Source organism: Pseudomonas citronellolis (genome assembly GCF_001586155.1).
In the GTDB taxonomy this organism is placed as follows: Bacteria; Pseudomonadota; Gammaproteobacteria; order Pseudomonadales; family Pseudomonadaceae; genus Pseudomonas; species Pseudomonas citronellolis.
This window is the reverse complement of sequence record NZ_CP014158.1, coordinates 4,763,975-4,784,197: the sequence shown is the minus strand read 5'-3', so window position 1 is coordinate 4,784,197 and position 20,223 is coordinate 4,763,975. Positions and strand designations below refer to the sequence as shown.

At 59.9% G+C, this 20,223-nt stretch carries 15 protein-coding genes and 2 pseudogenes; 12 read left to right on the top strand and 5 right to left on the bottom strand.

Annotated elements, in window-relative coordinates; translation table 11 throughout:
- Window positions 1-2: 2 nt before the first annotated feature.
- On the bottom strand, window positions 3-626 hold the full coding sequence (locus PcP3B5_RS20800) for a thiolase family protein (protein WP_058490479.1): 624 nt from the start codon (window positions 624-626) through the stop codon (window positions 3-5).
- A gap of 47 nt (window positions 627-673) precedes the next feature.
- On the bottom strand, window positions 674-4,240 hold the full coding sequence (locus PcP3B5_RS20795) for an indolepyruvate ferredoxin oxidoreductase family protein (RefSeq protein ID WP_058490477.1): 3,567 nt from the start codon (window positions 4,238-4,240) through the stop codon (window positions 674-676).
- A gap of 293 nt (window positions 4,241-4,533) precedes the next feature.
- Here PcP3B5_RS20795 and PcP3B5_RS32455 point away from each other — a divergent pair.
- The 5 genes and pseudogenes from PcP3B5_RS32455 to PcP3B5_RS20775 form a co-directional block, all read left to right on the top strand.
- A pseudogene (locus tag PcP3B5_RS32455) lies at window positions 4,534-5,142 on the top strand (DUF1302 domain-containing protein); the annotation flags it as partial.
- Between the two features lie 44 nt (window positions 5,143-5,186).
- Complete coding sequence (locus PcP3B5_RS32450; protein ID WP_338052379.1) at window positions 5,187-5,582, top strand: DUF1302 family protein; 396 nt, start codon at window positions 5,187-5,189, stop codon at window positions 5,580-5,582.
- A 131-nt stretch (window positions 5,583-5,713) separates the two neighbouring features.
- Window positions 5,714-5,890, top strand: coding sequence for a hypothetical protein (locus PcP3B5_RS31855; RefSeq protein ID WP_158546392.1), 177 nt, complete (start codon window positions 5,714-5,716; stop codon window positions 5,888-5,890).
- A gap of 33 nt (window positions 5,891-5,923) precedes the next feature.
- Window positions 5,924-6,394 (top strand): annotated as a pseudogene (locus PcP3B5_RS20780) (MFS transporter); the annotation flags it as partial.
- Between the two features lie 175 nt (window positions 6,395-6,569).
- Window positions 6,570-7,496, top strand: coding sequence for a quinone oxidoreductase family protein (locus tag PcP3B5_RS20775; protein WP_061562290.1), 927 nt, complete (start codon window positions 6,570-6,572; stop codon window positions 7,494-7,496).
- Between the two features lie 86 nt (window positions 7,497-7,582).
- On the opposite strand, the gene PcP3B5_RS20770 is transcribed toward PcP3B5_RS20775, so the two are convergent.
- Entirely contained in the window at window positions 7,583-8,500 is a 918-nt protein-coding gene (locus tag PcP3B5_RS20770; RefSeq protein ID WP_061562289.1) for a helix-turn-helix domain-containing protein, read from the bottom strand.
- 161 nt (window positions 8,501-8,661) lie between these two features.
- Here PcP3B5_RS20770 and PcP3B5_RS20765 point away from each other — a divergent pair, with 161 nt between their 5' ends.
- A complete protein-coding gene (locus PcP3B5_RS20765; protein WP_058490471.1) occupies window positions 8,662-9,573 on the top strand; it encodes a LysR family transcriptional regulator in 912 nt (303 codons plus the stop codon).
- A gap of 70 nt (window positions 9,574-9,643) precedes the next feature.
- Here the strand turns inward: PcP3B5_RS20765 and PcP3B5_RS20760 are convergent, their stop codons facing one another.
- Together PcP3B5_RS20760 and PcP3B5_RS20755 are read right to left on the bottom strand one after the other, a co-directional pair.
- Window positions 9,644-10,192, bottom strand: coding sequence for a glutathione peroxidase (locus tag PcP3B5_RS20760; RefSeq protein ID WP_058490469.1), 549 nt, complete (start codon window positions 10,190-10,192; stop codon window positions 9,644-9,646).
- 41 nt (window positions 10,193-10,233) lie between these two features.
- A complete protein-coding gene (locus tag PcP3B5_RS20755; protein ID WP_058490467.1) occupies window positions 10,234-11,076 on the bottom strand; it encodes an SDR family oxidoreductase in 843 nt (280 codons plus the stop codon).
- Window positions 11,077-11,511: 435 nt separating this feature from the next.
- On the opposite strand from PcP3B5_RS20755, the gene PcP3B5_RS20750 reads away from it, so the two are divergent.
- From PcP3B5_RS20750 to PcP3B5_RS20725, 6 genes are all read left to right on the top strand, one after another.
- A complete protein-coding gene (locus PcP3B5_RS20750) occupies window positions 11,512-13,176 on the top strand; it encodes a DUF1302 domain-containing protein (protein WP_370686640.1) in 1,665 nt (554 codons plus the stop codon).
- Between the two features lie 24 nt (window positions 13,177-13,200).
- On the top strand, window positions 13,201-14,568 hold the full coding sequence (locus PcP3B5_RS20745) for a DUF1329 domain-containing protein (protein WP_058490465.1): 1,368 nt from the start codon (window positions 13,201-13,203) through the stop codon (window positions 14,566-14,568).
- 103 nt (window positions 14,569-14,671) lie between these two features.
- The gene (locus PcP3B5_RS20740) at window positions 14,672-15,829 is read left to right on the top strand and encodes a WD40/YVTN/BNR-like repeat-containing protein (RefSeq protein WP_082816377.1); all 1,158 of its coding nucleotides are present in this window, start codon (window positions 14,672-14,674) and stop codon (window positions 15,827-15,829) included.
- 32 nt (window positions 15,830-15,861) lie between these two features.
- Window positions 15,862-18,357 (top strand): efflux RND transporter permease subunit, encoded by a 2,496-nt coding sequence (locus PcP3B5_RS20735; protein WP_058490463.1) that lies wholly within the window; start codon window positions 15,862-15,864, stop codon window positions 18,355-18,357.
- Between the two features lie 72 nt (window positions 18,358-18,429).
- On the top strand, window positions 18,430-19,401 hold the full coding sequence (locus PcP3B5_RS20730; protein ID WP_058490457.1) for a VOC family protein: 972 nt from the start codon (window positions 18,430-18,432) through the stop codon (window positions 19,399-19,401).
- On the top strand, window positions 19,398-20,216 hold the full coding sequence (locus tag PcP3B5_RS20725; protein ID WP_058490455.1) for an enoyl-CoA hydratase/isomerase family protein: 819 nt from the start codon (window positions 19,398-19,400) through the stop codon (window positions 20,214-20,216). The genes PcP3B5_RS20730 and PcP3B5_RS20725 overlap by 4 nt, the downstream gene beginning before the upstream one ends.
- Window positions 20,217-20,223 lie beyond the last annotated feature (7 nt).

The window sequence follows — 20,223 nt, the reverse complement described above, 5'->3', positions numbered from 1 at the left end:
GATTAATCTCGATGCAGCGTCAAGGCAAGCCCCTGGCCTCCGCCGATGCACAGCGTGACAAGGCCCTTCCTGGCATCGCGGCGGATCATTTCGTACAGGAGGGGAACCAGTACCTGGCAGCCGGAAGGGTCGATCGGGTGGTCAAGAGCGATGGCACCACCATTGACTTTGTCGATGTCCCAACCCTGCTCCCCGCCAACTGACAGAGCCTGCGCGGCGAAGGTTTCGTTGGCTTCTATCAGGTCGAGATCGGCCAGTGCCCAGCCGGCCTTTTCCAGGTATTTGCGGCTGGCTGGGACCGGCCAACACCCATGATTCCCATCGCGGCAGCGGATCGTCTGGGCCGCCATGGCGACTGTCTCAGACCCGACCCGCACAGCTTGCTCATGGGCGGGCACGACATAAGGCAGCCCGGCAGTGATTGCCGCCCGGCGTGCCGGATTCTGTCCGCAGCCCTCGATAAGCACCTGGCAGAGAATCACTTCATCTACGTAGGTTGTAGCCAAGCCTGTTTTGTCTAGCAGGGTGCGGATTACGGCGCTGCCTAATTCGACGGCACTGAAGTCGGCCAGGCTGTCCTGGAAGACACCGATGGCGGTACGGTCGGCGGCGACGACGTCTTGCATGCTACCTCTCCGAATAAAACTGTCTTCGGCCCGAGCTCTCGTCGTGGTCACAACTGGGTGACCTGGATGTGTGCACTCATGCCAGTTGTCTGAGTGGCGTCGTGGAACTGTGCTTCACCACGCAACCGGGCTAGCAATCGTGTCTTGCGCTCTTCGGCGTGGGCTAGATAGCGCTCCTTGACCTGGCCATAGCCGCGTACGGCATCCGGCAATCGAGCTAGCTCCACCGCAGCGGCAAAGTTGTCGGTAGTGAAGCGGGCCAGCACTTCGTCGAGGATCGCCTCGTAGCTTTCCAGCCATGCGCGCTCGACCTTGCGCTCATGGGTGCGAGCGAAGGGGTCGAGCCAGGTGTTACGCAGGCGCCGGAAACGGGCGAGCAGGCGGAAGCCCTTGAGCATCCATGGACCGAAGCTGCGCTTGGCCGGTTCTACACCCGGTGCAGTCTTGTTGAGCAGTGGTGGGGCCAGATGGAAGTTCAGGTGGTAATTGCCCTCGAAGGTTGCCTCGATCTTACGAATGAACTCGTCGTTGGCGAAAAGACGGGCTACTTCATACTCGTCCTTGATCGCCAGTGCCTTGAAGTAATAGCGCGCCACTGCCTCGGTGAGGGCGCCGGGCTGGCCATTGAGGGTGCTTTCCGCGACGCTGAAGCGTTCGACGCGCTTACGATAGCGCTCGGCGTAGGCAGCGTCCTGATAGTCGGTCAGGAACTTGGTGCGCCGGGCAACGATCTCGTCCAGGTTCTGCGACAACTGCCGGTCGCGGCTCTCGACCCTGCCCGCTGCGAGCAACTGGCGTACTCGTTGCGAGTCAACTGCGTAGCGGCGGCCCCAGACGAAGGCAGTGCGATTGAACTCAACCGCCGTGCCGTTAAGTTCGATGGCCTCCAGCAGGGCCGTCTCGCCTATCGGCAACCAACCTTTCTGGTAGGCATAGCCGAGCATGAGGGTATTAGTGGCGATGGAGTCGCCCATCAGAGCGGTAGCGATCGCGCTGGCATCGACAAATTCCGCCCGCTCCGCGCCGACTGCTTCGTTGATTTGTGCGGCCATTTCGTGACTGCGGAAGCGAGGGTCGGGGTTTTCCAGCAGGTCACCGGTTTCCGCCTGGCGGGCGAAGGTGCGGACGAAGGCGCTGGTGATGCTTTCTTCGCTGTTGATCAGGGCTTGACTGACGCCCTGGCGCAGCTTGGCCAGGGTCTCTGTGTTGGCACTCACCACCAGGTCGCAGCCCAGCAACAGGCTGGCCTCGCCCTCTGCGATGCGGGGGGCGAACAGTTGTTCCTGGCGAGCGGCGATGCGGATGTGTGACCAAACCGCGCCACCTTTCTGCGCCATCCCGGCCATGTCCAGGTTCAGCACGCCCTTGCCCTCAAGGAAAGCTGCCATACCCAGGAGGGCGCCGATGGTGACCACTCCGGTGCCACCGACGCCGGTGACTAGGATGCTGTAGGGCTGCCCGAGGTCGGGCAGCAACGGCTCGGGAAGCTCCCAGACATCCCCGGCGCTCTGCACCAGCGCTTTGGGCTTGCGCAGCCGGCCGCCTTCGACGGTGACAAAGCTTGGGCAGAATCCAGAGAGGCAGGTGAAGTCCTTGTTGCAGGACGACTGGTCAATCTCTCGCTTGCTACCGAACTCGGTCTCCACTGCGACTACCGACATGCAGTTGGACTTATTACTGCAATCGCCGCAGCCTTCGCAAACCGCCTCGTTGATCACTACCCGTCGCGCTGGATCGGGAAATTTGCCGCGCTTGCGACGGCGGCGTTTCTCGGCAGCACAGGTTTGGTCATAGATGATCGCGGATACACCGGGAAATTCACGCAGCTGCTTCTGCACTTCTTCCATCAGGTCGCGATGCCGGACCGGTACCCCGGCTGCCAGGTCGTGTACCTCCTGGTATCTGTCCGGATCGTCGCTGACTACCACGATACGCTGAACGCCTTCGGCGGCGAGTTGTCGGGAGATCTGCGCCACGCTCAGGCTGCCGTCCACCGGTTGCCCTCCGGTCATCGCCACAGCATCGTTGTAGAGGATCTTGTAGGTGATCGGCACCTTGGCCGCCACGGCCGCGCGGATGGCTAGCAGGCCAGAGTGGAAATAGGTGCCATCGCCGAGATTGGCGAACACGTGGCGGGTTTCTGTGAATGGCGCCTGGCCGACCCAGGCCACGCCTTCGCCGCCCATCTGGCTGAAGGTCTCGGTGCGCGGATAGATCCAGGCCGCCATGTAGTGGCAGCCGATGCCTGCCAGAGCTCGGCTGCCCTCCGGTACTTTGGTTGAGGAGTTGTGAGGACATCCGGAGCAGTAGTGCGGTACCCGCTCCATCAGGTTGCTGAATTGCTGCTTGCAACCGAACTGGGCGTCTAGCACCGCCAGGTGCATCTGTAACGGACCGTGCGGGTGCATGCGCAAGATGCGCTTGGCCAGGGCTCGGGCGATCTGCGCCGGCGTCAAGTCGTTGATTGCCGGCAGCAGCCAATCGGTGTGCGGCAGGCTCCACTCGCCCTTGTCGTCGAACTTGCCGACGATGCGCGGGCGCACATCCTCGCGCCAGTTGTACAGCTCCTCCTTGAGCTGGTACTCGATCATGTGGCGCTTTTCCTCGACCACCACGATCTCTTCCAGCCCTTCGGCGAACTGGCGCACTCCCTCGGCCTCTAGCGGCCAGACCATGCCGACCTTGTAGACTCGCAGGCCTATCCGCTCGGCCTGCTCCTGGTCGATTCCGAGAATCTCCAGCGCCTGGCACACATCCAGATAGGACTTGCCGGAGGTGATGATGCCGATGCGTGCCCGACTCGAGTCCAGAGTCACTCGGTTGAGGCCGTTGGCCCGGGCATAGGCGGCGGCTGCGTAGAGTTTGTGCTCCAGCAATCGCTGTTCCTGGGCCAGCGGTGGGTCCGGCCAGCGGATGTTGAGTCCGCCTTCGGGCAGAGCGAAATCGGGAGTGACCGGCTGCACGCGATTGATGTCAAGGTCGACGATGGCCGCGCTTTCTACGGTATCGGCTACCGCCTTGAGCGCTACCCAGCACCCGGAGTAACGCGACATGGCGAATCCGTGCAGACCATAGTCAAGGTACTCCTGCACGCCGGATGGTGCCAGCACCGGCATCATCACGGCCTTGAAGATGTGTTCGGTCTGGTGCGGAAGCGAGGAGGAGCGAGCACCGTGGTCATCGCCGGCAATGGCCAGCACGCCGCCGAAGCGTGAGGTACCGGCGGCATTGGCGTGACGGAATACATCGCCGCAGCGGTCCACGCCGGGGCCCTTGCCGTACCAGATACCAAACACGCCGTCGTGCTTGGCGCCGGGGAACAGGTTGACCTGCTGGGTACCCCACAACGAGGTGGCCGCGAGGTCTTCATTGACCCCCGGCTGGAACAACACCTGGTGCTGCTTGAGGTGGTCGCGGGCTTTCCACAGCGCCTGGTCGAAGCCGCCGAGGGGGGAGCCGCGATAGCCGGAGATAAAGCCTGCGGTGTCGAGGCCGCTGTCGAGGTCGCGCTGGCGTTGCATCAATGGTAGCCGGACCAGTGCCTGGATCCCTGTCATCAGGGCCTTTCCGGTCTGCTGGACGTACTTGTCTTCCAAGGAGAGTGGTGTGCTCACGGCTAACCTCCAATTGTTCTTGTCGTTGCGACCGCGCCAGGACGTCTCGCATTTTGTTGAACGAATTATTGGTTAGTGTTCATTTTTTGTTGAGTGATAAAAATTACTTATAGGTATCTGAAAATCTAATGCCTTGGTTTTCGCCTGTGCTTTTCGGCAATAGATTTCTGTGTTTCGGCGATACCCCGATTCGTTGTTTCCGGCCCCGCCCTTCCCGTCTACTAGTACTGCGGTCGTGCCGAGAGACCGTCAGCACCGGCTGAAAATAACAACGAGCAAGACGGAGACTGCTGATGTCGAGTGCCAACCTGATCTGGGGCCATTTGCTGCTGGGTATGCTGGCGGCTCTGGCGTGTGGGGGCATGGTCCAGGCGCAGGAGTTCGAAACTGCCAACCCGGACCTGAAGCTGCGCAGGGACAATACTCTGCGCTACAACCTTGGGGTCCGGACTGAAGGGCGTGATAGTGCCCTGGCCAATAACGCCACCTACGATGAGTCCGATTCGAAGTTTGATCGTGGGGGCGTGGTGACCAACCGCGTTGACCTGATGAGCGAATTCGAACTGACCTGCCGGGAGTACCATGGCTTCCGCGTCAGCGGTGCAGCCTGGTATGACCAGGCCTATGCCGATACGGATGTCGAGACGGCCTCCGGTAACGTCTACTACGCCGGCGCGGGGGCTGGCTCGAGTACCTCCAGTTACAGCGGCAGGCACTGCTCCGGATTCACAAAGCGCTATCACCGAGGCTTGAGCGGCGAGCTGCTTGATGCTTTTGCCTTCACCCGCTTCAACCTCGGCGACGTACCGATCAGCGTACGTGCAGGTCGTCATACGGTGTATTGGGGCAATGGGGTGCTGATCGCCGGCCATGCAGTGTCCTATTCGCAGGCCCCGTTGGATGGACGCAAGGCGGTTAGCAGCCCGGGGACCGAGACACGCGAGATATTTCTGCCCCTGGGCAGTTATCCGCCCAGGCCCAGCTCACCGAGAACCTGTCCGTCGCCGCCCAGTATTTCCTCGAGTGGGAGTCGACCCGCGCGCCGGAGAGTGGCACCTATCTCGCTTCTGCCGGCGTCGCTCTTGAGGGCCCTGACCGGATGCCGTTGTTCACCGGCGTCGCCCGACCGATCAACGATCCGGTGACGCCGCGAAACCGCAGCAACTGGGGGGAGATGGGCACCTATAGCCTGGATTTCCTGCACTCGGACCTCAGTCTGTTCTACCGCCGGTTCGACGACTACAACCCGTGGGGGCTGCAGGTCGGCAGTGACTTCGCACGCTACGTCTACGCCAGGGACGTTCGACTTTACGGCCTGGGGTGGTCGGTGGGACCGGTATAAGGTGGCGGGTCGGTTGGTGTCGACCTTTCCTATCGGCAAAACGCCCCGCTGGTATCGAGCAACTTCAGTATGGCCGACAACGCGGGAGGCCGTGGTGACACCTGAACATCCCCAATGCACTGGACATGCCCTTGCCCCAGGCCGAAGACATTGTCGCCTTGGCTCTGCAGGAGCTGCCTAACGGTCCGACCCTGGTCCATCCCCAATACGTCGACATTACTGGCTCCGGGCAGGCGCCGGGCCGGGTGCGACGCGAGCACGTGATCGCCAAGAGTGCCGAGGCCGCGGTTTTCATCGGCAACGACTGACACACTTACCACGAGAGTGAACGAGGCCTGCTCATGAAAGGTTTCAACAACGCGGAATTAAAGCGGGGCTGGCACGTGATAATTCTGGTAGTCGTCGGAGTGGCGACAAGCTCTAGTTCGCTGCTGCTGTACAGCTTTGGCGCCATGGTTATACCGCTGGAACGGGCCATGGGGTGGGCGCGCACTGACCTGCAGGCGGCGATCACTGCCCTGTCACTGGGCACCATCGTCGGCGTGCAACTGGCCGGCTGGCTCAACCTGCGCTATGACCTGCGCGCCGTCACGCTGGTTTCGCTGGTCGCGCTAGCCCTGAGTGTCTGCACGCTAGCGCGCATCGGTGGTTTTATCTGGACGCTCTACTTGGGGTTCTTCCTAGTGCCGCTAGCCGGGCTGGGTACCTTGCAGATCACTTGGTCGCATCTGGTCAATCTATGGTTCGAAGAAAATCGCGGGCTTGCCCTGGCAATCATCCTCAGCGGCTCCGGTCTTGCCGCAATCGGTTTGGCTTCTGCTTCGTCTGCTTTCTGGTCGGCCCGTTATTGCTGCTGACGCTGGGGGTGTATCCGCGCTTCAGGCAGGAGTCGGCGGTAGTGCATGGATAATTTTCTGGACAAATTATTAAAATGTGTTCAATTAATTGGCTTCTGAAATCGTGTAGAAAAAATAAGAAGGAGGCTGTATGCGCGCTGCTGTGATTTCCGAACGCAATGTTCCGCCGCTGGTGGGCGATTTCTGTGAACCCGAGCTGCAGGACGGTGCGGTCCTGATCGACGTCGACACTGCCGGTCTCGGCGGCTGGGATGTGCTCGGTGCCTATCGCCTAGGGGTGGAGTACCCCTGCGTGATCCGTGGAGAGGGTGTGGGGCACACCACCGATGGCCGCCGCGTGTATTTTGGTGAGCGCTCGGTAGCGCCGTTTGGTGCCTGGGCCGAGCGTACCCTGGTACCTGCTCCCGAGGTGTGGGAGGTACCGGATGACGTCGACGACAAGACCGCCATCAGTATGGGCATCGCCGCTACCGGGGCCATAGTGCCGTTGGAGAAAGCCGAGATCCAGAAGGGCGAGAAGGTGCTCATCCTTGGTGCCACTGGTACCCTCGGCCAAATAGCTCTACAACTGGCTCGTGGTATGGGGGCGGGTAAGGTGGTGGGTGCCGCACGCGCGGAGCAAGCCCTGTTGGGCCTGAAAACGCGTGGTATCGCTGATGAGGTGGTGACTTTGGGGGGAGCGGACGACGTGGCCGCCCTAAAGGACGCCGCCGACGGTGGGTTCGACGTGGTCCTCGATCTGGTCTGTGGCCAACCGATGCTCACCGCCCTGAAGGCCACCAACTGGGGAGCGCGGATCATGACTATCGGTACCGGGGCGGGGCGGCAAGTCAACCTGGACATTGCCGACCTGCTGTTCCGCTCGTTGTCTTGTATCGGCACCGGTCAGCGTCCACCGGCTGAGCGCGAGCAGATCTGGCGGCGTCTTCTGAAGATCGCCAAGGAACAGAATATTTGGATCGACTATATGGACTACACCCTGGACCAGGCCACCGAGGCCTGGGCTGCACAAGTGGCCGGCCCGCACGCGAAGATCACTGCAAGCATCAAACGCTGAGTCGCTTGGGAGCCCGCGGCCTGCATCCCGGCGGTTAAGAAGTCTAATGCTTGCCGGGGTGCGGAGCGGAATGTACTGCTGGTCCGCTAAGAGGGACTGTAATTGCTGCGCTGATGACGGAATTCCTCTGGTGTCATTCCAACCTCCTTGCGAAAGGCTGCGGTGAAAGCAGCAGCATTCTGGAAACCGGCACCATGGGCGACCTGCTTGATCAGCAGATGCCTGTCGGCTAGCAGCACCATGGCTTTGCGGATACGGATTTCCGCCGCGTAACAGCGTAGAGTCTTGCCGGTGGTGTGCTTGAAATACGCCGATAGCTTTCTCACTGGCAGTGAGCAGGCATCTGCTAGGCGATGCAAGGAAGCGTCCTCGGCAGATCCATACTCTAGCATTTCACGTAGTAGTTTCAGCTGACGGGGCGTTAGTTTGCCGCATGCCTCATCGTCGCGATGGCTGCCTAGGAACTCCCGGCGCAGATCCAAGGCGATGCTGGTTAGCAAGCATTCGGTATGCAGCTCACTGGCGAAGCCCGGTGCGACAACTTCTTCGGCCAGGCGTTGCAGTGTGCTTTGCAGGTAGTGACTCTGTAGGTCGAGCATGTTCTCGTCGGTGCGGCCTGCCCAATCCCAACGGTAGGCTGCCAGGTCACCGAGGTCTGCCGGATCGAATAGGCAGATCACGGCTTTTTGCTGGCAGGCGTCATGTTTGAGATGGAACTCGGTACCATGGGGAATGAATAGAAGTTGGCCGAGTGGTTTGAGTTCGTGCTGAATGTGGCCGCGGAAGCTACCGAGGTTGTGCGCTTTTTCGTTGCACCCGAAGCCCGAAGGGGTGAGTAGCATGCGTATCAGACAGCCCTTGCGGGTCTCGATCAGTGCAGTTCCGGCGCTAGGCCAGAAGGCATGTTCCTGGCGCACGTCAAAGCCTTTCTTGCAAAGCGATGCTTCTGTCACGAAAGCCCCCGATTGCTCGGATTCGTACTCGCAGTAATTGATCGCGTTCATCTTCAACCTTCAGCAATTCTTGTTATTGGCGCTGAAATGCGAACGGTCGCAGGAGCACCGAGCGCAGGCTCGCTCGGTGGTGCTTTCGTCTAAGCCCGAGTCTACCCAGGGAGATCACGAAGGCGATTCATAAAAATAAGAGGCAGGTATCGGAAAAGCAGATGGCGAGAGGTAAGGACATTTCCATGCGGCAACTCCGTTACTTTGTAGCGGCAGCTGACGCCGGCCAGTTCTCCCAGGCCGCACTCAAGGTGCATGTGTCGCAATCGGCAATCACTGCGGCCGTCCTGCAGCTTGAGGAAACGTTGGGGGCTAGTCTGTTCGAGCGCTTACCTTATGGAGTGGCACTGACTGCCGAGGGGCACAAGTTTGCCCTGCATGCCCGACATATTCTGGATACCCTGCAGGATGCCCTTAGTGAGCCGCTGTTACTCGGTCATTCGATGCAGGGAGTCGTGAGGGTCGGTGCGTCTTACACGGTGCTCGGCTACTTCCTACCGGCGCTTCTGGCGCGTTTCAAACGCAGTTACCCTCAGGTGGAAATCGACCTCATTGACATGGACCGTTCGAGCATCGAGGCTGCAGTGGCCGACGGTTGCCTTGACCTGGGTTTGGTGATCACCTCCAATAGTCAGGACCTGTCTCGCTTCGAGCATCATGTACTGATCCGTTCTCGGCGCCAGCTCTGGCTTGCTAGTCAGCATCCTCTAATGACGGCGAGCTCGGTCACTCTCGAGGATGTCGCCGGGCACGCCTATATTCTGGCAACAGTGGACGAGGGTGACGTCTCCACTAACCGTTACTGGGAGGCGCAGGGGCTAGCGCCACAGGTGGCGTTCCGTACCTCTTCGATGGAAGCTCTGCGTGGTCTGGTGGCGCACGGTTTTGGCGTCGCCATCCTGTCCGACATGCTTTATCGCGCCTGGTCCCTGGAGGGCAAGAAAATCGAGGCACGTCCATTGGCCGATGCCATTCCGCCCATGGAACTCGGATTGGTTTGGCGTCCCGACGCCGACCTACCGGAGCCCGCCCAGGCATTCCGGCAGTTCCTGATCATGGCATGTGCTTCCTAAACGCGCTGATAGGCATCGGCCGAGAGGGAATGCACAGCCCACCCCGGCTCGATGAGATCAGGGGCGGTTTCTAGTGCTTGTCCAGTTCGATTTCGATGGCCTGAAGTAGACGCGAATCGTCCGTCGCCACATCCGGGGCGAAGCGGCCAACCACCTGTCCGTCACGGCTGACCAGGAACTTCTCGAAGTTCCACAGTACCGCGGGAATCGGTCCCGCTTCTATGCCATAGCCTTTGAGGCGTTCGCGCATCGGACCTTCGCCTACGGTGTGTGGTTGCGCCTCCGTCAGCAGTCGGTACAGGGGATGGCGGTATTCGCCGGTCACCGCGATCTTGGAGAACAGGGGGAACCGGACGGCGTAGTTCAGTTCGCAGAATGCCTTGATTTCCTCGTCGCTGCCGGGCTCTTGTTCCCTGAAGTCATTGGCTGGGAAGCCCAGGATCTCGAGCCCGGCCGGCCCCTTGTCCTCGTAGAGCTTTTCCAGACCGGCATACTGGGGGGTGAGCCCGCACTTCGAAGCAACGTTCACCACCAGAAGTACCTTGCCCTTGAAGCGCTCGAGCGTCAGGGCATCGCCTTCGATGCTCTTGAGTGGGATGTCGTAGATCGTCTGGGTCATGTTGTTCTGCTCCTTTCGTTTGGGACGGGGAGTCGACTCTTTCAGGCTTGTTCGTTGCGCTTCCGGGCTGTTTCGACGAAATCGCGTTTGAGGGTAGGGAAATAGGCTATCTGCCCACCCATGCCACCGCTGATGTCAATGGACGCGGCGCTGATGAACGAAGCGTACTCGCTGGCCAGGAACAGAGCCATGCCGGCGACGTCCTCGGGCTTGCCGAAGCGACCGAGTGGAACCACCTTGAGCACCATCTCGTTGAACTCCTCGCGGCTTACGCCGGGCGGCATCTCTTTGTAATGGCGCTCCCACTGCCCGGTGTCGATCCAGCCCATGTTCAGACTGTTGACGAGGATGTTGTCTTGCGCCAGGGACATGCCTAATGAGCGCGAGAGGGCGATGCAGGAGGCTCGGTTGATCACCGAGGGGATGCCGTCCGGGGTGGGCACGCTCCCCGCGAGAGCGTTGATTTCTATGATCCGTCCCCAGCGTTGAGCACGCATGTATGGAACCACTGCCTGGACGAAACGATAGTGACCCAGCTGCAGGATATTGGCGTGTTCGAGAATGGCCTCTGGTGTCAGGGTGTCCAGGTTGCCGCCCTTGCCCTGACCTGCATTGTTGACCAGGACGTCCACGCCACCCCAGGTCTCGGCGACCTCGGTGACAAATGCTTTGACCCCTGTTGTATTGGTGACATCGACGGCACGAGCAATGACTGCCTGCGCGGTGCTTTCCAGTTCCTGGCCAGCGGTCGTCACAGCTTCCAGGGTACGGGCGCAAATAGCCACTTTCGCGCCTTCGTTGGCAAATGCCTGGGCGATTGCCTTGCCAATGCCTCGTGACGCGCCGGTTATGATGACTCGTTTACCTCTGAGATCGATGTGCATGGAGCCTCCTGCTGTGGCCGATGGCCGGGGGTATCCGATGGATGCCGGCCTGTTGCGCCGCATTAAATCCCAGAGAGCGGGTTTTTTAAAGAAAATATTGAACAAAAAATATGTTTGTGTTTATTTTGGATTCGCCTCTCGCATTCTGCCTGACCCGGTGTCTGTGAAGGTCCCGTATGGGGCCAAACTGCGCGCATTCCGGGAGCGTGGGGCGCCTCTAAGCAGGGACCTCAGTCTGTGCACGTGATTCTGAATATAGAATTGAAATCTGCATATGGAATTATTTGCGCTGATCGGCTAGGGTGCTGATAGGTTTGATGGAACGTTTCTGCGATTGGTGTGCATAAATTGCCAAGGGGCCCCAGGCGAGGCCGATGGGAGTATTAGTACGATTCTGCTCCTAAGTGTTTGAAAATAAAAATAAAAGGATCTGAGATGAACGCGATGGCAATGAAGAGGTCTGGGCGCAAGTCCCTCGTTCTCAGTGGTCTGGCCCTGGCTGTCATGGGGCAGGTCGGTGGTGTGATGGCGATGGACATCGATGTCGGCAATCCCGACCTACGGCTGCGATGGGACAACACTGTGCGGTACAACCTCGGGGTTCGGACCGAGGGTCAGGACCACAAGATCATGAACAACCCGAACTACGACGAGTCCGACGGCAAATTCGACAAGGGCGATGTCGTCACCAATCGCCTGGATTTGCTCAGTGAACTTGACCTCTCCTTCCGCGATCAGTACGGCGCACGCCTGAGCGCCGCGGCCTGGTACGACGATGCCTACCACGATACTGATGTGAAGAGTAACGTCCCGGGCTATTCGACCAGTTACAACCGGGATCGCTACAGTTCCGAAACCAAGCGCTATGCGCTCGGACCCTCCGGTGAAATCCTCGATGCCTTTGTGTGGAGCAACTTCCAGCTGGGGCAGACGCCCATCAACGTAAAGGTCGGCCGGCACACCAATTACTGGGGGGAGGGGCTGCTGTTCGGTGCCCATGCTGTGTCCTACTCCCAGGCACCAACCGATGGTATGAAGGCAGTAGTTAGCCCCGGTATCGAGACCAAGGAAGTCTTCCTGCCGATCGGGCAGATTTCCGCGAAAGCCCAGGTCACCGACAACCTTTCCATTGCCGGTCAGTACTTCTACGAGTGGGACAATACCCGCTTCCCTTATGGTGGAACTTACTTCGGCGCAGCAGATCCCTTCTTCGAAGGCCCTGATAGGTTGCCTGCGGCTCCAGGCTTCAACCTCAATCATGCGTCTTCTAAGCGTGGGCGCGATGGTGAGAACTGGGGAGTGATGGCCAAGCTAAATGTCGAGGCTATCGAAACTACCTTTGGTGCTTATTATCGCCAATTCGACGACTACCAACCCTGGCTATCGCCACAGGTTGATGCTGCCCATCGCCAATACCGACTGGTTTATCCGCGTGACGTCAAGCTGGTGGGCGTCAGCGCTTCCCGGGCCATTGGCAGCGCCGCAGTAGGTGCAGAACTGTCCTATCGCAAGGATGGGGCGCTCAATGCTACTGGCGTCAGCTTGCTGGACGATGAGGGGCCACGTGGTGACACCATCCACTTCGTGGCCAACGCCGTGTACGGCGTACCGCGCAACTTCATCGCCGATAACGCAACGCTGGTCACTGAGTTCGCCTACAGCCATCTGGACAAGGTGACGGAGCACAAGGAGCTTTACAAAGGCGAAGGCTACAACTGCGTGGATGTCCAAACCGGCGGCAAGGGTGACAAATCCGATGGCTGCTCTACCCGTGACTACTACGCCGTGGCGGTGAACTACACCCCGCAATATGTCGAGATCCTGCCGTCATGGACTCTTGATGTGCCGCTGACCATTAACTATGGCCTGCACGGTAATGCTGCCAGCGCCGGTGGTGGTAGCGAGGGCGCGCTTTCCTGGTCGGTCGGTGCGAAGATGACCTACCGTCAGGAACACGAATTCAGCCTGCGCTACGCCGACGTATCCGCGCAGGAGAAGAATTCCCTGAATGCCAATGGAGAGCGGATGGTCAATGGCAACGGTAACGTTGGCGGTACCGACCGTGGTTGGTTGGTCTTCACCTACAAAACCTCCTTTTAATAATTCCAAGAACGGAGACTGGTCATGAAACTTCGACTCGCCTTAGCCCTTGCCTTGGGTGGACTCTCTTTGCCGGTACTGGCTGCCGTGAGCCAGCAGGAGGCCGCCGAACTCGGCAAGGACCTGACGCCCTGGGGGGCGATCAAAGCTGGTAATGCCGATGGTACCATCCCTGCCTATGAGGGTGGCCTGAAGAAGGCCCCGCCAGGGTTCCAGCCGGACAGCGGATTCTGGGTCGATCCCTTCAAGGATGAGAAGCCCCTGTTCCGCATCACCGCTGCGAATGCCGACAAATACGCAGACAAGCTCAGCGAGGGGCAAAAGGCCCTCCTCAAGCGCAATCCCGAGACCTGGTACATGGACGTCTACCCGAGTCATCGGACAACCGCCTATCCCGACGCCGTGGTCAACGCGACGCTACGCAATGCCACCGGTTGCCAGGTGCAAAAGGATGGCCTAGCGGTCGACCCCGCCTGTCGTGGCGGCCTGCCGTTCCCTATCCCGAAAAACGGCAACGAGGTGATGTGGAACCAGCAGCTGCGCTACAAGATCGGTCCGGGCTATTCCACTACCAGTTCTTCCAACAGTTGGGTGATCGATACCAATGGCCAGGTGACCAAGACTGCCGAGCAGGCGACCTTCGAGGAAACGCCGTTCTACCAGACCAGCCAGACCGATCGTGATCCGATGATGTACGCCAGGGTGTTCTCGCTGAACAACTTCCCGGCGCGGCGGGCGGGGGAGGTGATCGTCCTCAACGATTACCTCGACCCGGAAGCCAAGCCACGTCGTTCCTTCAGCTACACCCCAGGGCAGCGCCGGGTCAAGCTGGCTCCTGAGTTCAACTTCGACACCCCCGTTGCCAGCCAGGGCGGGGTAACTCTGTTCGACGAACTGCAGATGTTTTCCGGCAGCCAGGACCGCTTCGACTACAAGCTGGTAGGCCGCAAGGAAATGTACATTCCCTATAACGCGTACAAGTTCTACTTCGATTGCAAGCAGGACGAGCAATTCCTCAAGAACCACGCCAATCCTGCCTGCGAGCGTTGGGAACTGCACCGTGTCTGGGTGGTCGAGGCAACTCTCAAGCCTGGCATGCGCCACGTCTACAGCAAACGGACCTACTACCTCGATGAAGACACCTTCGGCATCGGCCTGTACGACGCCTGGGACAAGAGCGGTGCGCTGTACCGGGCGATCTTCCTCAGCGGCGTGCAGATTTACGACAAGAACATCCCTTACAACGTGAAGAACGTCGTGTACGACTTCAACAAGGGGATGTGGGCACTGTTGAACGATGCGCTGAAAGGTGGTTATCGCTTCACTGACGAGCCCTATTCGGAGCGTCAGATGAACCCGGAGGCGATCGTCTCCCGCGTCACCCAGCGTTGACTGTGAGCCCGCGCGACATTGCTTGCGTGGGCAGATGACAAGAAATGGGCGCGTCGGTGTGCTTGCTTTGGCCGGACGCGCCCGGTGGTTGAGGAAAATAACAATGACAAGCCCTTGCCGTGACCTGATCCATTCGATGCACTGCCTGCTGACTGGCAGATGGCAAGTTCGCCGGCAGGTGTTGTTGGCTGTGGCTTCGACTCCTCTGTTGCTGTTCGCCCCGTTGTTCGCTGGCGCGGCGACGATTGTCGGGAATGACGTCCTGAGCAAGCCTGCTCCGAAGGTAAGTCCTCATATACGCCCTCCAATTGTTGCTGTGACCCACTCTGGCGAGGCACTGCTCGGTGTCGGTCCACATGGTGTGATCCTACGCTCGGAAGACAATGGCCAGAATTGGAGCCAGGTTCCCAGTCCGGTTTCCAGCGATCTGGTGCAAGTACGCTTCACCGATACGAAGAATGGCTGGATCGTCGGCCACGACGCTTTGCTATTGCACAGTGGCGATGGCGGCCGGAGTTGGCAGATACGCCTGGATGGAAGGCAGGTACTGGTGCTCCTGCGCGAGCACTACTCGCGAGCAGAGAAAGCTGGAGATCAGCAGGCTGGCGACCTGTTGCGTGAAATCGACCTGGCAATGAAAACCTCGGCAACGTCGGATGTCTTGCCCACGCCGTTGCTCGATGTTGCCTTCGATGACAAGGGTAATGGCTTTGTAGTGGGCGCTTTCGGCCTGATGCTGCACAGCACGGATGCCGGCGCCACTTGGGAGCCCTGGATTGAGCGCTCGGATAACGAGCGGCGTATGCACCTCTATGGACTCGCCCAGGACCATGGTCAGTTCTACGCCTGTGGCGAGCAGGGACTGCTGCTGCGCCTGAACCCCGAGTCGCAGCATTTCGTCAAGGTTGAGACGCCCTATGGCGGTACCTTCTTTGGTATCGCCGCTCGTGACGGTCTTCTGCTTGCCTATGGCCTGCGCGGCAACTTGTATGCGAGCCAGGATGATGGCCGGGACTGGCGCAAGGTCGAAACCGGGTTGGACAGTAGTGTGGTGGGGTTGGTTGATGAGGCTGGTTCGCTGGTGCTGGTCAGCCAGAGCGGGCAACTGGCGGTACTGGCCCCGAGTTCATTGCTGGTACGGGCCCTTGAGCCGGTACGCTCCAGCGAAGTTTATGCGGCGAGCCGAACTGGCCGAGATGGCCGCTTGCTTGTGGCTACCTACGCCGGCGCACGGGTCGTGCAGATCGCCACAGCGGAATGAGCCTGCGGCTCCCCTCCAGAGAGAACGTAGAAATGGTCGAGCAGAAATACAACAGTGGAATGCCGGTGATCCCTGACCTTCGGGACTTCGACATGACCTCCGGCGGGTTTCTCGAGCGAGTGATCTTCAACAATCGCATCTTGGTGTTGCTGGCATGCCTTGTTGCCACCCTGGTACTGGGCTTCCATGCGACTCGATTGCAGGTTAACGCCAGCTTCGAAAAGATGATTCCTAGCGCCAGCCCGTATATCAAGAATTATCTTGCCTACAAGAGCGAGTTGCCTGGGCTCGGTAACAGCGTGCGGATCGTGGTGGAGAACAAGAAGGGAGACATCTATGACCATGACTACTTGACCGCGCTGCAGAAGGTGAATGACACCCTGTACCTGATTCCCGGGGTCGATCGTTCTTGGATGAAGTCTCTGTGGATGCCGATCGTGCGCTGGAAGGAGGTTACCGAGGAAGGCATCGACGGTGGTGCGGTGATGCCCGCCGATTACAACGGTAGCCAGGCGTCCATTAACAAGCTTCGGCGCAATATCGCGCGCGCAGGCATTCTGGGAAGTTTGGTGGCCAACGACAGTCGCTCCAGCATGATCGTCGCCCCCCTCTTGGAGACCAATCCCCAGACTGGCCAGCCGCTGAACTACCGCGAGTTCTCCCGCCAGTTGGAGACCCAACTACGGTCGATGGAGAACGACTCGGTTGGTATCCATATCGTTGGTTTCAGCAAGCTGGTCGGTGATCTGATCGATGGTCTCTACGCGGTAATGCTGTTCTTCGGCGCGTCGGTGATCATCGCCGCAGTCTTCGTCTACTTCTATACCCGCTGCCTGCGCAGCACTTTGCTGTTGGTTGGCATCGCCGTGGCTGGCGTAATCTGGCTGCTCGGCCTGATGGAGCTACTCGGCTACGAACTGGATCCCTACTCGATCCTGGTGCCGTTTCTGATCTTCGCCATCGGGATTTCCCATGGCACGCAGAAGATGAACGGCATTCTCCAGGACATCGGGCGTGGTACACACAAGTACATTGCTGCCCGCTACACCTTCCGCCGTTTGTTCCTGACCGGGTTGACAGCGTTGCTGTGTAATATCGTCGGCTTCGCCGTCCTGGTGATCATCGATATCCCGGTGATCCGCGACTTGGCCTTGACCACCAGTATCGGTGTGGCTGTGCTGATCTTCACCAAACTGCTGCTGATCCCCGTAGCGCTGTCCTATCTCGGGGTCAGTCAGAAGGCCGCGCGGATCGCCATCGAGAAGGATCGCGCCGGGGAAGCCAACCGCGGTTTCCTCGGCCATATCTGGCACGGTCTTGACCGCTTCACCGAACGTCCCTGGTCGATAGGGGTGATCGCCCTGTCCGTTATCGTTACCGCTGCATGCAGTGTGGTAATGCTTCATCTCAAGGTCGGTGACCTTGACCCTGGGGCGCCGGAGTTGCGCGCTGACTCGCGCTACAATCAGGACAACGCGTTCATCACCGCCAACTATGGCCTGTCCAGCGACCAGTTCGTGGTGATCATGAAGACCAACGAGGACAACTGCCGCCTCTATCAGCCGTTGCAGACTATGGACCGGCTGGCCTGGCAATTGCGTCAGACCGAGGGCGTGCAGACCACCAGTTCGCTGGCCGAGACTGTGCGTTTCTTCACTGCGGGCATGGCCGAAGGCAGCGGCAAGTGGCTGACCATCAGTCGTGACCAGGCGATCACTAATTCCTCGGTAGACTCGGCGATGATCTCCTCGCCGGGGATCACCAACCAGAAGTGCTCGATCACACCGCTGATTGCCTATCTGGCCGATCACAAGGCCGACACGCTCAACCGCGTGCTGCGGGTTGCTGAGGAGTTCGCCAGGCAGAACAACATCAGTACCGGAGAGCAACCGGTCGAGTTCCTCCTTGCCGCCGGTAACGCCGGTATCGAGGCTGCTACAAACATCGAGGTGGAGCGGGGTATCGTCACCATGTACCTGGCGGTGTATGGCGCCACAGCATTACTTTGCCTGCTCACTTTCCGTAGCTGGCGTGCCACGCTGGTAGCGCTGATTCCGTTGCTGATGACAACCATCATCTGCAAGGCCCTGATGGTGTGGCTGGGTATTGGCTTGAAGGTGGCGACCTTGCCGGTCATCGCCGTCGGCGTCGGCGTCGGCGTCGACTATGCCCTGTACCTGCTCAGCGTGCAGTTGGCGGTGCAGGAGCGTGGTGGCAGCCTGACTGTGGCTTATCGGCGCTCCCTAGACTTCACTGGCAGAGTGGTAGCCCTGATCGGTTTGACTATGGCGGCGGGCGTCGTTACCTGGGCCTGGTCACCCATCAAGTTCCAGGCCGACATGGGCATCCTGCTGACCTTCATGTTCCTCTGGAACATGCTCGGCGCTCTTGTGCTCATACCGGCCCTGTCCCATTTCCTGCTCAACCCGAAAGCTCGTCCCGCAGAACCCTTGATGGCTGGCAACACTGTGCCCGGCCCTCTCGGGAAAGGCACGGACGTAAACGTCCACGTTGCTACCGCCCATTGATCAACCCGGCCTACAGGGGCGGATGCTCGGTGGTATGTCTCCGCGCCTGGCCGACGACTAGAGGAAAGTTGCATGTTCGAATTGTTGATGAGCGCCGACATGATGGTGCCGGACCCCGACGGGATGACCGAGAAGCTAGTGGACAAGCTCGGTGTCTATAAGCATGAGCGCTGGCGGCAGGCGTTCGATAACCACCCCTACATCGCGCATTTCCTGCGGGTGCACAAATCCTTGGCGGTGGCGCCTACGCGCATCGAGCCGCAGTGGCACCTCGACAAGCCGAACCCCGGAGACCCGTTGTTCCACGATTTCCTAGAAAGCCTCAAGGACTATCAGGGGCATCATCGGCCGATGATGACCCACTCCATTGTCCTGGCCCTGCACCGCGAGAAGTTCTCTGTGCTGGTAGATAAGTTGATGCGCCGCCGCCTGCCGTTCCGCATGGCGCAGCGCACGCCGGAGATGCCGTTTGATCGCCTATGGCTCGGTGCCACGCCGGAGCAGCCGTATTACCAGCCTTCGGTCGACGGAGGCCTATGCATCGAGATCATGGAGACCGAGCCGCTGCAGATGCCGGCGGAAACCTACGCGCTGCCGCCGGTGCAGCCCCGTGACCTGGCGCCCGGCGGTATGGTGCGGGTGACTGCCCGCGGCTTCCTGGTGCGTGATCTGGACGAGACCTTGCGCAAGGTGTCCGCCAATCTTGACTGGGAGCCCAGCGGTCCGGTGGAGCAACTGCGTGAGGAAGGTTATCGCCGAGCGCGCATGGGCTTTACTGTGGCCAACAGCGCGACTCTCGATGTGCTCGAAGCGACCCACTGGAACACCGATGCCGGTCACTATTTGAACAACTGGGGCCCGGGCCCGTACTACATCCGCATTGGTGTCAACGACTTGGCTGCGAAGGCTGAGGAGTTGCGCGCGCGGGGGACTGCCTTCCAGTGGATCGAGTCGAGCGAAGCTGTTGGTGGTCGGCCACTGATCAAGGTCGACCCGAAGGAACTGGACGGCCAGGTGTTCGAGTTCGAGGAGGTGCTTGTATGACTTCCAGTTCGGAGGTATTGGATCCGCTGGTGATCAATGGAGCTGTTCGCATCGAGCGCGATTCCACCCTGGGTTGGATCGTGCTGACCCGGCCCGGACAGATCAACGCTATTAATGACGATATCCGCATCGGCGTGCCGAAGGCTTTGGCGCAGCTGGAGACCGACCCGCAGGTGCGGGTCATCCTAATTCGCGGCGAGGGTGACCGAGGTTTTTGCGCCGGTGCGGACATCAAGGAAAAACGTGGTGATGAGTCGGCCATACAGGTTCGTCAGCGTATGGAGCATTCCCGCTGGATAGAGTCCCTGGACCGCATCTCCAAGCCAGTGATAGCCGCCATCCATGGCTACTGCATGGGGGGAGGTCTGGAGCTGGCTCTGGCTTGCGATATCCGCTTCGCCGCGCCAAGTGCGGTATTTGCCCTACCGGAAACCGGGCTCGGCCTCATTCCCGGTGGCGGCGGAACCCAGCGCTTGGCGCGAGTCGTTGCTCCGGGGCTAGCCATGGACCTCCTGTTGACTGGTGAGCGGATTAGAGCGGATGAAGCCCGCCGGGTTGGTCTGATCACCCGCCTGGCGAGCGACGAGACCAACTGGCTTGATGAGGTTGCGGCACTCGCCCGGTTGATAGCCACCAAGCCGCCTGCCGCTTCTGCTTACGTCAAGCAGGCCGCGCGGGCTGCGTTGGAGCTGGACATCAAGCGCGGACTGGATCTTGAATTAGATCTGTTTGCGCTCCTGGCACCAACCAAGGACCGCCGAGAGGCCGCGCTAGCGTTTGCCGAGCGGCGTGTACCGCGCTTCACCGGTGAATGACGGGAAT